Raw genomic sequence first — 17,252 nt, forward strand, 5'->3', positions numbered from 1 at the left:
TATAAAATAATGACTTCATTTTACGAAGAGCTGAATAAATCAGGCAAGGTGAGCGATGACAAAGAAAACGCGCAATCCCGTGCGAGTGTAGACAAATGGATTTTCCGCCTATTGTTACTTCTAATTGGTGTAATGCCACTAATTGTACTTGCGAATGTAGAGCAAGTAGTAAGCCCACTCATTTCGAATATTAGTGAACTCTCCTCTGGAATGAAAGGGGATTTATTTACACATTATAAAGCTTTGTTTGTAATTGTTATTACTATAATTACGGGCGCAATGCTATTCGTCAAAGTCTTTTTCATGGATGGTCAAATTCGTAAAACCCCGATTAACTATGCAATTGGTTTATTCGCATTTGCAATCATTCTTTCTACGCTATTTTCACCAAATATTACGGTCGCATTAAATGGTTTATACAATCATTCGGATGGTGCTATTAGCTGGTTATGTTATTTAGCGCTCATGTTTATCGCGATGAATATAGAGTATCCGAAAAATGTTACTAAATACATTATGTACACAATGATGCCGTTTGTTTTTATTAATTTATTCATTATTACAATGAACTTTTACGGAAAAGATTTACTTCAGTATGGATGGATGCAAAAGTTAGTTTCAATTGCTCTTCCAGAAGGTGCAAATATTACGACAGGATCTACTTTAGTAGGAACATTAAATCAATGGAACTATATGAGCGGTATGTTTGCGATGATGACGGTCATGTATGTCGCTTGGGCCATTGTTGAAAAATCATGGGTACAAAGTATATTAGGTGCTATTACAGCCGCTGCTTCCATTGCAGTCCTGTTTATGTCGATTTCTACAAGTGGATTTTTAGCAGTAGTAGTACTTTCACTTGTATTAGTTGTATTAATTTTTAAAGTGCAACATAAAAAGAAAGCACTTATAATGCTCGCTATTTTTGTTGGGGTTTCAGCGCCTATTTTCCACATCCTTGCGGAAAAGGATCAGCGCGTTTGGGATGAATCTTTTGGATTTTTTGTAAGTAACAACCCTTATGTAGACGAAGAACCTGTTGCAGTAGAAAAATCAAAAAGTCCACTAAATTGGACAAATAAAGCATATGCCGCTGAGAAAGCATTGGAGCTACCCATTTTACCGGAAAGAGCGATGGCAGCCGGCTCAGGTCGAGCTTATATTTGGAAAGAAACATGGGAATTAGTTGAGGATAGACCGCTAGTTGGTTACGGTAGTGACTCGTTAATGTATAACTTCCCACATTTCCAATTAGAAAGCCGAAGTGGACTGAATTGGGAAGAAGTTATCACGGATAAACCACATAATGTTTATGTTGGTATTTTATATGGAATGGGTATTCTAGGCTTTGTAGCGATACTAGCACTAGTTATCATGCAAGTACTACAACTTTTTCAACAATTATTTATCAAAAAAGGGAATTTAGCATCTATTGTATTAGGGGTAGGCGTAACCGCTTATTTTATTCAAGCGATGTTTAATGACTCTTTACCGGGCATTACAACAATTGCCTTCGTATTATTTGGCATAATGATTTCTATCATTTTGAATTCAAAAAGGGAGTCAATTAATTAATGGAAGAAACAATTGAATTAAGAGATATAATTAATATTATTTTAAAAGGGAAGTGGCTTATTTCAATTATCGCCATAATCGCCTTATTATTCGCGGGTATTGTATCGTGGTTTGTATTACCCGAAAAATATGAATCGAAAGCGGTTGTTCAAGTAATTGCTGGTGTTCAAGATGCAGGGAGTATTAATTCGTATATTAGTGCAGAATTTACACCAGTTATTTATACACAGCGTATTCAAAATGAAGTAGCAATGAATACGTTATTTGAACAAAATGGACTTGGACAATTCAACCCAAAAAACTTAGTTGTTTCTCCAGATACACAAACGAATTTAATTAATTTAAGCTATCGGTCAAGTAATCCCGAAGAGGCACAAAAACAACTCCAGTTATTAACGGAAGAAACAAAAAAACAAATGAATGAATCTGTTCAAAAAACATTATTAAGTTTAGAACAAACGTATTTAGCTGAATCTAAAAATTTAGCAGAAGAAGTAGAAGTACTAATGGAAAAGTACAATAAAATTATTATTTCGAATAATTTACCAGAAGTACTAATTTTACAAACGATTTCATCCTCACAATTTGTATTAAATTTAAATGAAAATCAAACAGCCGCATTGGCATCTATTAACGGTGCAATGCAAGGCGAATTATCACAATTAAAGAGTGAAATTGATATAAAATCAGATCAATACCGCCAAGTTTTATCAAATTATCAATCGGTAAAAACAGGTCTTGAAAGCTTTAAACCAGATCCACTTATTCGTGTTATTGTAGAGCCTACATTACCAAAAGAGCCTGCTTCACCGAATAAAGTATTAAATTTAGCCATCGGGATGATATTAGGTTTAATGATTGGGCTAGGGGTTGTTTTCTTCCGTGAATATTGGAGAAATTCAGCAGTTGTAAAATAATTGTATTTGAAAGAGGTTACTAGAAGTGGGTTATAAGCTGCGTTATTTTATATTTTTCATATTAGACTCGTGTATTGTACTTTCTGCGATTTTCATGAGCTATTGGTTACTTCATCCAACACTTAGTGTCTATTACGATAATGTAATTGTTTTAAGTGCACTTACACTGTTAGTGAGTCATCATATTGCAGCTTATATATTCCAACTTTACACACGAATTTGGAGTGTTGCGACTGTTAGAGAATTGCTAACAATTGCATACGCAGTAACAATTTCTGTTGCTACGGCAAGTATACTGCAACAAATCATTAATTCAGATATTTATTTTCGTGTCATGACAGTTACGTGGATGCTACATATTATTATGATTGGTGGCTCACGCTTTTTATTACGTTTATTGAATGATAAAGAATCGTTTAAACATGCACCAGACAGTAAACGTATTTTGATTGTAGGAGCTGGGCAGGCTGGAACAATGCTAGCTAAAAATTTGCAAAGTGCACAAAATCAAGAGTTATTTGCTGTTGGCTTTGTGGATGATGATGTGAATAAAAAGCACTTGAAAGTAATGGGGTTGCCTGTATGGGGAGCTACAAAAGAAATTGAGCGTATTGTAAAAGCAAAAGGCATCGATGAAATTATTATTGCAATTCCATCACTTGGAAAGATAGGTGTTCAAAGCATTTATCAAGAGTGTTCGAAAACGGATACGATAGTGAAAATTATGCCGAAAATTGAAGATGTAATGACAGGAAAAGTGGCTGTCAATGATATGCGTGAAGTTGATATTAACGATTTGCTAGGTCGTGATGAAGTAAAGCTTGATATGATTGCAATCTCAGGGAAATTAACGGATAAAGTTATATTAGTAACAGGTGCTGGTGGATCCATTGGTTCGGAAATTTGCCGCCAAGTGATTAAATTCCAACCGGAAAAATTAATATTATTAGGTCATGGTGAAAATTCGATTTATACAATACATATGGAATTATCCAAAAAAATTGGTAGACAAATAGACATAATTCCAGTAATTGCGGATATTCAGGATAGAGAACGTATTTTCGAAATCGTAAAGCAATATCAACCGGATGTTATTTATCATGCAGCAGCGCATAAACATGTACCATTAATGGAATATAATCCAAGTGAGGCTATGAAAAATAATATATTTGGTACGAAAAATGTTGCCGAAGCAGCACATGAATACGGTGTAGGAAACTTTGTCATGATTTCTACGGATAAAGCGGTAAATCCACCAAATGTTATGGGTGCCACAAAACGCATTGCAGAAATGGTTGTACAAAATTTAGCAAAAGGTAGTAAAACAAAATTTGCAGCTGTACGATTTGGCAATGTGCTAGGTTCACGAGGCTCCGTTATTCCGCTATTTAAAAAGCAAATCGCTGCTGGGGGTCCTGTAACCGTAACACATCCAGACATGACACGTTATTTTATGACGATTCCAGAGGCATCACGCCTTGTTTTACAGGCCGGTACTCTAGGTGGAAATGGTGAGATTTTTGTGCTTGATATGGGTGAGCCTGTGAAAATTGTAGATTTAGCTCGGAATCTTATCCAATTATCTGGCTTTACGGAAGATGAAATCAAAATTGAATTTACTGATTTACGTCCAGGAGAGAAGATGTTCGAGGAACTATTGAACGAAGAAGAAATCCAAGAAGGGCATATATTCCCTGGTATTCATATTGGGAGAGCGAATGCACTTGAAACGAATAGCCTTTATGAATTACTTGAAAGTATTAAATACATGTCCGAAGAAGAATTGAAGGCAACAGTAATAGGGGTTGCCAATAACAAATTAGTAGAGACTAGTTTAAAGTAACAATTCATAATGTAGTTCGAGTAATTTTAAGGGACTATGGATTTTAGTGTTCCGACTTTAATAGGGGATAAGATAATGAAAATACAAGTACTTATTTATATAGTGGGATATAGTTTATTATATTTCCTTTTGTCGACCAGTTTATATTTTTTAAGTGTAAACAGTGGCTATAATGGGCTATCATTGCCGATATTTGGCGGTGGAGATGATGGGCAATTTTATTATGAACAAGCAATGAAGTTTGCAAATGGTGAGCCTTATATATATACGTCTATGCACGTGTTGGTACTGGGCGTTATTTTAGATATTTTTAATACAGATAATGTGTTGATCTTACGTTGTTTTAACTTTATATCAAATATATTAATACTCGTTTTGTCGCTATTAATTTTAAAGAAAATAAGCAAGGATAAAACCTTCCATATTTCTGCTACGTTGTTAGTACTATTTTTAGCGTTTTATCCAAGCCTGTTATTAAATTCAACGCTTTCAATTTATCGAGATTCATGGATTTATGCGTTTTTCTTATGGGCTACATACTTATTTATAAATATATTTATTAGTAAAGGAAAATGGCCGAAAGTAATTAACTTGGTACTTTTAATGTTTGTACTAATCATGCTTGGCGGATATAGAAAGTATGCATTATTAAGCTTTGTAATCGGTGCAATGATTTATTTATTTATTAAATTGATCAGTAAGAAAAAAGTGAGTCTGTTTAAAATCGGCGGGCTATTATTTATAGGTGTATCTGTATTTTATATATTATTTAGAAACTTTAAATTCCCAGTAGTAGGCCTTTCCTTTTCAGATGTGCTGCAATATAGACAGGCAAATCTGGAAGCAGGCGGAAGTCAAATGGGGATCTCTCTGGATCATTCCAATATCCTGTTATTTTATGCAAACTATCTATATAGTGTATTGAGTAATTTTATAGGGCCGTTTCCATGGCAAATTACTGGAGGTTCGACATTAATATTGATGGTAACAGAGGGAATTATATTTTTCTTTATTAGTATCTATTTAGTAAAAAAGATGAAGTATTTTTCTAAGGTTGAATTATTTTTACTCATTCAAGCCATTGTTTGGTTCTTACTAATTAGTATTTCAAACGACAATTTTGGTACAGGCTCTAGACTGAGAATCGTTGGTTGGTTACCACTTATAATTATTTTCGTGAAATATTACTCAGAAGGAATTTACAGAAGAAAGTTGAGAAAATTAAATTCATAAGTAATGGTTTTTTAACGTTAAGTGTACTTAGAGTAATAATGTGATTAAAAAGGAGGCATTTATGTGCCTAAAATTTCAGTGATTATCCCAATCTATAACAAAGGAAATAGGTTAAAGTCATCTATTGAATCTGTTTTGAATCAAAGCTATCAGGATTTTGAATTAATTTTAATTAATGATGGCTCAACCGATAATTCTGATGAAATAATTGAGTTTTACAAAAATAAATTTCCAAATAAAATTAGCTGCTTTTCACAAAATAACAAAGGTGTTTCTGTAACGCGTAATTTTGGAATTACTGTATCTAAAGGTGACTATATTTCATTTTTAGATGCAGATGATTCTTATCAGATTGATTTTTTGCAAGAAACAATTGCACAAGTTAACGAAAATAGCAGTGATGTTATTTTGACGAAACATAATAAACATTATTTAAGTAATGGTAAATTAATTAAATCTAACATGAAAACTAATAGCCGGGATATACTAAAAGACTTTATTCTAGGTAAAATAGATGCAAACACGGATTCTTGGTTAATTAAGAATACGTTATTGAAGGATAATAAAATCTATTTTAAAGAAAATATAACTTTTGGTGAAGACATGCTATTTTTTATAGAAGTATTACTATATGCCAATAAACCGAGCTGTGTTTTAAAGGAATTAACTACGTATAATATTGGTGTTGAAGATTCATTAAGTACGAATTCGGTTGATAAAATTTATGAAGACATTGAATGGATCACATTAGCGGTTCAATTTATTTCTAAGCATTGTATGGATGATACAAGAAAATTTATTTTACTAGATGCTTTAGAAAGTTATAGATTACCAGCTGCTATTGTTTATAGGTTACATTTAAATAAAGAAAATGAAAATTATAGTGAGCATAAAAAAGAGCTCATGAAATATATTAAAAAGTTTCGATTTAACAATGGTTTGAGAAGTATAAAATTGTTTAAACATATTCGACTACTTTAAGTATAGATTAAAAAGGTTTATTGAGCGCGCGATTTTCATCCTTTTTTCTCATGAGAATTTCACAAAAGTAGGGTGAATGAATTCATTCATCCTTGTTTTAGTTATAGGATAGAAACGTAACTATAAGCTTTGTTTATACTCGTTCAGTGGGATTCACTGAAAAATGTACTCTGGTTAAGACTAAGACCGCCGTGACCTGCATCGTGCAGACCTCAAATAAATAATAAGGATATTAAGAATGAATCAATTAAAAATAGGAATCGTTTTAAATTATGTTTCAGTGGCTGCAACGTTTATTATTGGTTTGTTATATACACCATTCCTGATTAGAACATTAGGACAAACAGATTACGGAATTTACGCATTAGCATTAGCGATAGCCGGATATTTATCTTTACTTGATTTAGGGATAGGGAATGCCATCGTAAGATATATAGCGCAAAACCAAGCAATTGGTACGAAAGAAAACGAGTCTAAACTAGTAGGCTACTTTTTTAAGATTTTTACGTATATCGGGTTAGCTACATTAGTACTCGGGATTTCTATTGCACTAAATTTACAGAGCGTAGTATCAAGTGATTTTTCAACTGAACAAATTAAAACTTTACAATGGATGATCCTCATACTTACCGTGAATTTTGCGGTAGGCTTTATTTTAAATACATTTTCGGCAGTTTTACAAGCTTACGAAAAATTTGTATTTTTAAAGATAGCTAATGTCGTAAGAGTTTCTTTGACACCTATAATATCTGTATTTTATTTGTTCTATTCAACTAATCTCATAGTATTAACTGCAATATTAGCAATTGTGAATAGTGCAGTTTTATGTGTAAGTTATTTTTACTATAAAAAATCATTGAAAATTAAAATGTCTTTTGAGAGAGTGGAAAAAAACTTAAAGAAGGAAATCTTAGGCTATTCATTAGTAATTTTTGTTGTAGCCATTGCAGATAAAATTTACTGGCAAACAGATCAAATATTATTAGGGATTTTAAAGAATCCTGAAGCTGTTGCGGTTTTTGCTTTGGCAATTCAATTTGTAAATATATTTATGTCATTATCCATTGCAATTAACAGCGTATTTTTACCTCGAGTTACTCATATTGTTAGTGCGGAAAATTACTTAAATAATTTAAATGCTTTATTTATTAAAGTAAGTAAATTTCAAACGTTTATTATGGGGCTCTTTTTGTCTGGTTTTGTGATAATTGGGGAAATTTTTATTGAACTGTGGGTAGGAGATTCATTTAAACTGACTTATTTAATTGTTCTAATTTTAATGTCTACTTTCTCGTTAGATTTAATTCAAAATTTAGGCTTAGTAATTATGCAAGCAAAGGGAAAGTATATATTTAGAGCGTATACATTAATCATTTGTTCCATATTAAATATCCTTATCTCTATTCCAATAATTAAAATTTATGGTAGTGTAGGTACCGCGGCTATTACAGCTATATTTGTGTTTATAGGTAATGTGTTCGTTTTGAATATTTATTATCATAAAGTATTGAAGTTAGATATGATTGATTATTGGCGAAAGATAGGTAAATTAATTGTAATCATTACTATGATTACAATTGTAGGATTTATTATTAAAGGGAAATTTTTAGTGGATGATTGGGGATCGTTATTTATTTATATTTTTATTTACTCAGTTATTTACTGTGTAGTAATCTTTTTTGCCTATTTGTCGAAAAGCGAAAAATTATGGATATATAATAAAATGAATCGATTAAAGAATAGAGGATAAGTTTAAAAAGGGGGAATCTTGAATGATACCTAAAAAGATTCATTATTGTTGGTTTGGTGGTAAAGAACTAGACGAAAAATCTAAAAACTATATACAAAGCTGGAAAAAACACCTTCCTGAATATGAAATAATCGAATGGAATGAAACTAATTTTGAACTTAGTCAAAACGATTTTGTAAGAGAAGCTTATGAACAAAAAAAATATGCATTTGTTTCAGATTACGTGAGATTATATGCTTTATATCATCATGGTGGCGTTTATATGGATACGGACGTAGAAGTTGTAAAATCTTTCGATGATTTATTGACTAATAGAGCGTTCACAGGTGTTGAAAGAGGCGAATACTGTATAACAGGTACATTAGGAGCTGAAGCTTTCCATCCGTGGATCGAAAAACTGTTAGGTTATTATGATGGAAGAAAGTTCATTTTAGAAAATGGAGAAATGGATATAAAGACAAACACAGTAATAATTACGACAATTACAAAAGAGAATTATGGATGGAAAGAAGGAAATAATTTATCTAATTTAGATGAAGGAATAGCAATCTATCCTTTTGATTTCTTTTGTGCTAAAAATGGTATGACGAATGAGTATCATATTACAGATAACACGTATACAGTGCATCATTTTAATGGCTCATGGGCGTCAAACTCTAATAAATTATTAAAAAATTATATTCGAATTATTAGACGGATATTTTTCAAGAAAAAATATAAAATTTAGCGTGAAATATATTATTTTTGAGGGAGAAAGATATGAAAATACTATTCGTAGCCTCGGTATACCGCCATCTCACAGCGTTTCATATCCCGTATATTCAGTATTTTCAATCGCAAGGATATGATGTATGGGCGGCAGGTATTGGGAATGAAGATAAAGAGAAATTACAACAACTCAATGTAACATGTGTAGACATTCCGTTTTCAAGAAGTCCACTAAGTACACAAAATATTTCAGCCTTCCAAGTGCTCAAAAAGCTTTTTCATGAGGAACGCTTTGACTTAGTTCATGTGCATACACCCGTAGCAGCTTTACTATCAAGAGCAGCTTTTCGAAATGTAAAGCATGGAAAAATCGTTTATACAGCTCACGGCTTTCATTTCTTTGAGGGGGCACCGAAGCAAAACTGGCTTATCTATTATACAGCCGAAAAATTAGCGGCAAAATGGACGGATCACTTAATTACGATTAATGAAGAGGATTATACAAATGCTCAAAAATTTTTACCAATAGAGAAGATTTCGTACGTGCATGGTGTTGGCGTAGAGTTTGTATCAGAAGAATTAACCCAATCTGAAAAGGTCGAAATGAAGGTAAAGCTCGGATTACCGAATAACGCCATTGTCATTTCTTGTGTCGCAGAATTAAATCACAATAAAAATCATCAGTTTTTACTCCGAAATTGGCAACAATTAAAGCAGGAAAATCCACATATAGAGCTATTATTAATTGGTACTGGCGAAAGTGAACATGAATTACAAGAATATGTAGCGAAAGAGCAACTAGCGGGCATTCACTTTTTAGGATATAGACGAGATGTTCCAAATTTACTTCAAATTTCGGATATCGTTACATTGCTTTCTCATCGCGAGGGATTACCGAAAAGTATTATGGAAGCGATGGCAGCAAGTATTCCTTGTATCGTAACGAATACAAGGGGACTAAGGGATTTAATTCAAGCAAATGAAAATGGTTTTGTCATTCATCACGACGATGATCAATCTCTTATGACAGCCTTTACAAAGCTAGCGCAATCCGAGCAGTTAAGAAAGCAATTGGGACAACGAGCGAAACAATTGGTTGAACCATTTGTATTGGACAAGGTTTTACAGGAATATGTAACAATTTATAAGAATTTGCTGAAGTAGGTGGAAGCATGACGATTCTAGTCACAGGTGGTCTGGGCTTTATAGGCAGCCATACAGTAGTAGAATTAATAGAACAAGGAGAAGATTGTTTAATCATTGATAATTTATCAAAATCTACTATTAATGTATTAGATCGAATCGAAACAATTGTTCAAAAGAAAGTTCCGTTTATAAAATTAGATTTATTGGATTTAGGTAAGTTGCGGATGGTTTTTAAAGAAAATGAGATTACCGCAGTTATCCATTTTGCAGGCTTTAAGGCGGTGGGGGAATCTGTAAGCAATCCACTTATGTATTATCAAAACAATTTAATAAGTACGCTCAACTTACTCGATGTGATGAAAGAGTTTGATGTGAAAAAGTTGGTTTTTAGTTCTTCTGCAACGGTTTATGGTGACTTGCATACACCGCCACTAAAAGAAGATTTATCACTTCATGCACCGAATCCATATGGTCGTACAAAATTGATGCTCGAGGAAATTTTACAAGATATTGTCGCAGCACAAACTGGCTGGAGTATCGCACTTATGCGGTACTTTAATCCAATTGGCGCTCATAAAAGTGGCTTGTTAGGAGAAATGCCATTTGGTGTGCCGAATAATCTGATGCCTCATATTTTAAAAGCAGCAAGTGGAGAAACGTCTTCATTACAAGTATTTGGTGGAGATTATGAGACAAAGGATGGTAGCTGTATTCGAGACTTTATTCATGTTATGGATTTAGCACTGGGACATGTTAGTGCGTTAAATTATTTGGAGATTTATGAAGGCTGTGAGGCGTTTAATCTTGGTACAGGGATCGGATACTCTGTTTTTGATTTGATTCGTACATTTGAGGATGTTAATAACGTAAAAGTTCCGCATAATATTGTTGCACGCCGAGAAGGGGATATTGTTGCAAGTATTGCAGATGCCTCCAAAGCGAGAATGTTGCTAGGTTGGGATGCACAGTATGATTTACAGGATATGTGTTATGACTCGTGGAAATGGTATAAAAACGTTCTACATCACATAACTAAGGATTCTTAGTTTTATAGCAATAGTTCAACTTTTCGGTTAGAGCATATTAGATTGCTGGATTATGTAGTAATGAGGGGTAATTTATGAAGGTAATTATAATCGGTAAAAATGGTTATATAGCAAAAAATCTATTAACGGCACTCAATAATAATTCTCTAATTGTGGATACAGCAGCAGTTAGTGTGCGCCAGGGTATAAATGATATTGATTTTAACAATTATGACGTATGTATTCATACAGCAGCGTTAGTTCATAAGAAAGAAAGTCGGTATATAGAAGCTGATTATTTTAAGGTGAATACAGATTTAACAATTGAAATTGCTGAAAAAGCTAAGCATCAAGGTGTAAAGCATTTTATTTTCCTAAGTACGATGGCTGTATACGGACAAGAGCGAGGCGAAATCAATCAACAGAGCTTGTTGCAGCCCAAAACTTTTTATGGTAAGTCTAAATTAGCTGCCGAACAAGCATTGCAAGCTATGCAAGATAAGCATTTTACGATATCCATTGTTCGGCCACCGATGATTTATGGACCTAATTGTCCAGGGAATTATGCATTACTTCGAAAATTGGCGATGAAAACGCCGATTTTCCCTTATGTTCAAAATGAACGTAGCATGTTATTTATTGATCATTTATGTGAATTTATTAATCAATTGATTACGAATAAAGATGCCGGCATTTTCCATCCTCAAGATGGGGCTTTTATCAATACAGCGCAAATGGTGTTAACAATTTCTAAGCAAAATAAACGCTCTATTTTTTTAAGTAAGATGAGTGGGGCTATACTAAACAAGACTCTTTCTAAAGTATCGCTTATTAATAAGGTCTTTGGAAATTTGACTTATGCACAAAATATTTCGCAGTATAATAGCAATTCTTATCGAAAATTCAATCTTTCAGAAGCGATTGAAAACACGGAGCAACAATGGAAGGAGGAAAGCATATGAAGCGTGTGCTAGATTTTTTTCTTTCATTTATAGCGATCATTATTTTTTCGATACCTATGTTAGTAGTAGCTATTTGGATTAAGGTTGATTCGAAAGGGCCCATTCTTTTCAAACAACAGCGTGTTGGTTTGAATGGCGAATTATTCGAAATTTATAAGTTTCGTTCTATGTATACGGAAACACCAAATGTCTCGACAGAAGCATTAGGTGATCCGAGTGTTTATATTACAAAGGTAGGGAAGTTTATTCGTAAAACGAGCTTAGATGAGTTGCCACAACTTTTTAATATTTTTAAGGGTGATATGGCAGTTGTAGGGCCTCGACCAGCACTATACAATCAATATGAGTTGATCGCAATGCGTGATGAAGTAAATGTCAACGCTGTAAGACCTGGATTAACAGGCTATGCTCAAGTAATGGGACGTGATTTTATCTCAGATGAGGAAAAGGTTCGTTATGATCTTCATTACGTGGAAAATCAAGGTATTGGTTTTGATGTGAAAATTATTTGGATGACCTTCTTCAGTGTATTAAAGTCTGAAGGGGTTAAAATGAAATAACAAACCAACTCGATACTATTCGAGTTGGTTTTATTTTTTACTATATTTAATAATCCGTTTATCAAATTTCGCCTAATGAAAGAAGGGATTTTAAAGTGCTTATAGAAATTGTAAAATAACATTACTAAATTGCTCGCTAATTGATAGAGAAATTTTTTACTATAAAGAATATGCGCGTTCTTACTCGAAGTGAATCCTTTTGATCACCCAGGTGTCGAGGCATATAAACGTAAAATGCTAGAGTTGTTGCAAGTAGAGAAGGTGGCGAAATAATGGTTGGGCAAAAATTGTTTAATCAGTGGCAGGAAGTAGCATTACCGGGTTATTTAGCGGAGGAGTTGGAGTCAATCGTAGGAGATACGGTTGCGATTGAAGACCGTTTTTACAAGTATGTTTCCTTTGGGACAGGCGGCATGCGCGGTGTGTTAGGTGCGGGCATAAACCGCATGAATATTTTTACGATTCGTCGTGTTGCACAAGGGCTAGCACAGTATATTACTTCAAACGGTGAGGTCGCAATGAATCGTGGAGTCGTTGTTGCGTATGATACGCGTCAATTCTCTTATGAATTCGCAATTGAGACAGCTCGCGTGCTCGGTGCAAATGGCATCAAAGCTTACATATATAAAGAAGCACGTCCTACTCCACAATTATCGTTCACAGTGCGCGAGTTAAATGCTTATGCGGGTGTTGTCATTACCGCAAGTCATAATCCGAAACAGTACAATGGCTTTAAATTGTACGGTGAGGATGGTGCGCAGTTAACCCCTTTGTATGCGAATGAAATTATACAGCATATGGAAACAGTGGAGGACATTTTTTTAATTGAAGCGGCTGAGCAATTGATGTTAGAACAGCAAGGCTTATTGCAATGGATATTAGAAGAGATGGACGAGCGTTTCTTGGAAAAATTATTGACGTTGAAAGAAAAAAATCAAAATGATATGTCGATGAAGCTTGTTTACACACCGTTACATGGTGCGGGTTTAAGACCGGTATGTGAAGGGTTAAAAGCGTTTGGTTTTGAACATGTTTATATTGTTGAGGAACAAGCAGTACAAGATGGAGCTTTCCCAACTGTTCCGTATCCAAATCCCGAGGAAGTTGCTGCATTTGAATATGCGATGAAGCTTGGTAAAGAAGTTGGCGCCGAATTACTACTTGCAACAGATCCAGATGCAGACCGTCTCGGTGTAGCTGTAAGAAATAATGGTGAATATGAACTGTTAACAGGGAATCAGCTAGGTGCATTATTATTAGATTATATTTTAAAAACAAAGCAACAAAATGGTACATTGCCTACGAATGGAGCCATGATTAAAACGATTGTCACGTCTGAATTAGGGACGCAAATCGCGAGTCACTATAGCGTTGAAACAATGAATACATTAACAGGCTTTAAATATATAGCTGAAAAAATTGCAGAATTTGAGGAATCCGGTTCACACACATATGTATTTGGCTATGAAGAGAGTTATGGTTATTTAATCGAAACATTTGCACGTGACAAAGATGCCGTTCAAGTTGCATTAAAAGTAGCTGAAATGGCTACCTATTACGCGACTTTAGGAAAAACATTGTTAGATGCATTAAATGGTTTATACGAGCAATTTGGCTATTACAAAGAGGCACTTGTTTCCAAGACATTTGAAGGCAAACAAGGGCAGGAGCAGATGAAGGTAATTTTAAATAATTTCCGCCAACAACCACCTGTAGAAATAGCTGGTTTCGGTGTTGCGAGGCTTGAAGATTATTTAGTTGGTGAAGTTACGCATGCAGATGGGTATAAAACGATGATTACACTTCCAAAAGAAAATGTACTAAAGTTCATGTTAGAAGATGGTTCATGGATTGCGATTCGCCCGTCTGGTACGGAGCCAAAATGTAAATTTTATTTTGGGGTAAAAGGCGACTCCGCACAGCAAGCAATTGATAAAATTGAACAGTTAAAAGTAAGTATTCTTTAAGCGAGTTCAGCTATTAACGACTTAAATCTCAGGAAATATATACTATTTTCCTTAAATAATATGGAGGTTTTCCTGAAAGTGAAGAACTTTTAGGAAAGCTTTTTTTGTAGTGATTTGAGCTTCATTGGGACTGAAAACCGATACTAAAGCCCTGTATTGAATTTCCTTTTATTCTATTCCACTGTTCCTAAATTCTCCTCACACGTTCTCTTTGATTTTTGTTAAAATTATGAATACGTACATAGAAGAAATGAGTTGAAGAATACGATGAAGAAGTTAGTCATACTAGTGTTAGCGGTTATTTTGGTTGGCGTTAGTTTTGTACCTCGAACATTGGCTGAAGAAATAAAGTACTACACGGTAGTTCCTGAGGACGGAACAGTCATGACTGCGAGCGCGGATGCAAATGGGATGAAAATTATGACATTAAAGCAGGGGACGCGTGTATCGTTAGTTCGTCAGGAAGAGAGTTGGACGAAAATTGATTATAATGGTCGTCTTGGTTGGGTGAAAAGTGAAGCATTAAAACCATTTGACCATGATTTATTGCCGATTTACTCAACGTATTATAAGCAACTGGATAAGGCGCAGGATCTTATTTATGCATTCGTTGCAGATTTTACGCAAGACGGGATTGAGGACCTATATATTGTGAGTGATTCGAACCCTTCAAAAGGTCAATATACTGCAACAATTTATAGTGGGGAGACCATTATTTATCAAAAGAATTTAAAGTACGGGCTAACCGTTTTAAAAAATTCAACGGATCATTATTTGTTTCATCATGCACAAAAGAACACAGAGAAAAAGTATCCATTAGCCGATTTAAATGACCAGGCGAAAACGGATTATTATGAGGTAAGCGGAGGAAAAAATTCATTTGAAATTGCTACAAATACATATTTGAATTCGTACTATATTGTGCAGTCGGGGAATAAACAAATCGAAGAACTGACGCTAACACATGAACAAATTGTTTCGAAAGATTACTTTGGTGGCAAATCAACAAATGATTTTGGTGAAACGATCTATCAGGATAAATATTCATTATCTCGTGAAGGGAAAACGACTACTTTATTGGAAAAGGAGTTTGATGAACTATTTGCCTACTATGAAAAGGTAAAGGGTGCCAAAATTATTTATAGCGATGATTATCAATCGGCCTCTTTAACGACGGATTTTTCATATAAAGTAGAGCGCACCAAGCAAGAAATTCTTGATTTAGCGCTAAATGTGCTGTCAGATAAAAAACAGATTGATGGAATCGCGGGGCTTGACGAGCTAAAGTTAAAATTAGCACAATCGCTTCAATTGGAAATTCCTTATGGGCAAGCTATCCAACGTAATGCAGCGACTTATGTGAAAAACTTGGAAAAGGGTATAATCAATGGCTTACCCGGTTATGATAGGAGCTATTTCGCCAAAAGTGACGTGGAGTTTGTGCAAGAAGGGATGCACTATTTTGAGCGAGCACCAATTGATGCGGTCATTTATGATTTCTATGGTGTCAAAATCAACACCGAGGAATTCAATAATCTTGCATCGATTGATTTCCGTTATCTTGACGAGCAGACATATGAGTTTCCTGTTGAAGGGCCAGGGGAGCAGTTGAAAACGTATAACTATCGTCAACTTATCGGCATTGAATCGTTCGACCCGGGCTATGATGCACTGCAATTTGTGGATTATGAAATGCCGATTGATATTGCCGTTTCTGAAATGAATGAAAATGTGTTAATTGCTGGTGAGAAGGTAAATGAAGGATATGTCCTGTTAAAACGCCTGCCATTTAAGTCGGGTATAAAATGGGTATATATTGATACAGTAGAACAGATTGAAGGTTTGAATGTTGATCAGTACAAACCATATGAGAATTCATTGGATCTAGTACAAAAATTTGTTGCAGAGCAGCAAGTAACATCAGGGGAACAAGAGCCACTCGTTGTAGAAGCTGCAACTAGAAATACGCGTGACGTAGAGCCGAGGCAAGCCAAGCCACAAGGGCCATCTATTTTATGGGGATTATTATCAGCTGGAATGGTGATTCTAATTGGGGCTGCCTCAGCGAGCTATTATATTTATCGAAAAAAAACGTGATGATAGATTAGTGGAGTATATCCCTCTCCTGCCCAAAGATATGGAAAAGATGATAATCAGTAATAATCAAATAGAGAAAAACATCCCCGCTCTTCCTCACAAAAGAAGAGTGGGGATGTTTTGATTCAACAGTACATCCTCTGAAAAGGGTGAATTTTTATTCAACTGCATAACTTATCAACTAATAAAAATTTAGGTTCGTAATTATTTGTTGAGGATGACGAAATTTCATGAAAGTTAACTTGAGTTTTGGAGACAGACCAAGTTTGTCTATTAATTTATAAAAAAACTCTATAGATTGTAACAAATTGTATGTTAAACAAAATTAAACAATTTTAGGTTTATAACATCCATGGAAATAATGTGATATAAAATATATATATTCCAACACTTCCACTTATTATGGTAATTTTATAACAAAATTCATAAAATTGGACTACTTGTAATATTTATTTAACATAAAAGTACCAACTCTATGTTATAATCAA

General features: G+C 34.2%; 13 protein-coding genes. All 13 read left to right on the top strand.

The window, feature by feature from the left end; all coding sequences use genetic code 11:
• The first annotated feature begins 9 nt into the window (after positions 1-9).
• The 13 genes from CSE16_RS02760 (at position 10) to CSE16_RS02820 (ending at position 16,764) form a co-directional block, all read left to right on the top strand.
• Positions 10-1,575, top strand: coding sequence for an O-antigen ligase family protein (locus CSE16_RS02760; protein WP_099422461.1), 1,566 nt, complete (start codon positions 10-12; stop codon positions 1,573-1,575).
• Positions 1,575-2,492: a Wzz/FepE/Etk N-terminal domain-containing protein gene (locus CSE16_RS02765; RefSeq protein ID WP_099422462.1), complete on the top strand. Its 918-nt coding sequence runs from the start codon at positions 1,575-1,577 to the stop codon at positions 2,490-2,492. Before CSE16_RS02760 ends, CSE16_RS02765 begins: the two co-directional genes overlap by 1 nt.
• A gap of 25 nt (positions 2,493-2,517) precedes the next feature.
• Positions 2,518-4,335, top strand: coding sequence for a polysaccharide biosynthesis protein (locus tag CSE16_RS02770; protein WP_099422463.1), 1,818 nt, complete (start codon positions 2,518-2,520; stop codon positions 4,333-4,335).
• Positions 4,336-4,410: 75 nt separating this feature from the next.
• Positions 4,411-5,568 carry a hypothetical protein gene (locus CSE16_RS02775; protein ID WP_099422464.1) on the top strand — a complete coding sequence of 386 codons (1,158 nt, stop codon included), beginning with the start codon at positions 4,411-4,413 and terminating at the stop codon, positions 5,566-5,568.
• A 63-nt stretch (positions 5,569-5,631) separates the two neighbouring features.
• The gene (locus CSE16_RS02780) at positions 5,632-6,549 is read left to right on the top strand and encodes a glycosyltransferase family 2 protein (protein WP_157764743.1); all 918 of its coding nucleotides are present in this window, start codon (positions 5,632-5,634) and stop codon (positions 6,547-6,549) included.
• A gap of 238 nt (positions 6,550-6,787) precedes the next feature.
• Positions 6,788-8,299: an oligosaccharide flippase family protein gene (locus CSE16_RS02785; RefSeq protein ID WP_099422466.1), complete on the top strand. Its 1,512-nt coding sequence runs from the start codon at positions 6,788-6,790 to the stop codon at positions 8,297-8,299.
• Between the two features lie 22 nt (positions 8,300-8,321).
• Positions 8,322-9,026 carry a glycosyltransferase family 32 protein gene (locus CSE16_RS02790; protein ID WP_099422467.1) on the top strand — a complete coding sequence of 235 codons (705 nt, stop codon included), beginning with the start codon at positions 8,322-8,324 and terminating at the stop codon, positions 9,024-9,026.
• Between the two features lie 32 nt (positions 9,027-9,058).
• On the top strand, positions 9,059-10,171 hold the full coding sequence (locus CSE16_RS02795) for a glycosyltransferase family 4 protein (RefSeq protein WP_099422468.1): 1,113 nt from the start codon (positions 9,059-9,061) through the stop codon (positions 10,169-10,171).
• Between the two features lie 8 nt (positions 10,172-10,179).
• Positions 10,180-11,199 (top strand): UDP-glucose 4-epimerase GalE, encoded by a 1,020-nt coding sequence (galE, locus tag CSE16_RS02800; protein ID WP_099422469.1) that lies wholly within the window; start codon positions 10,180-10,182, stop codon positions 11,197-11,199.
• A gap of 74 nt (positions 11,200-11,273) precedes the next feature.
• Positions 11,274-12,140, top strand: coding sequence for an NAD-dependent epimerase/dehydratase family protein (locus CSE16_RS02805; RefSeq protein WP_099422470.1), 867 nt, complete (start codon positions 11,274-11,276; stop codon positions 12,138-12,140).
• On the top strand, positions 12,137-12,700 hold the full coding sequence (locus CSE16_RS02810; RefSeq protein WP_099422471.1) for a sugar transferase: 564 nt from the start codon (positions 12,137-12,139) through the stop codon (positions 12,698-12,700). Before CSE16_RS02805 ends, CSE16_RS02810 begins: the two co-directional genes overlap by 4 nt.
• 272 nt (positions 12,701-12,972) lie before the next feature.
• Entirely contained in the window at positions 12,973-14,667 is a 1,695-nt protein-coding gene (locus tag CSE16_RS02815; protein WP_099422472.1) for a phospho-sugar mutase, read from the top strand.
• 267 nt (positions 14,668-14,934) lie between these two features.
• Positions 14,935-16,764, top strand: coding sequence for an SH3 domain-containing protein (locus CSE16_RS02820; RefSeq protein WP_099422473.1), 1,830 nt, complete (start codon positions 14,935-14,937; stop codon positions 16,762-16,764).
• Positions 16,765-17,252 lie beyond the last annotated feature (488 nt).

Source organism: Solibacillus sp. R5-41 (assembly GCF_002736105.1).
GTDB lineage: Bacteria > Bacillota > Bacilli > Bacillales_A > Planococcaceae > Solibacillus.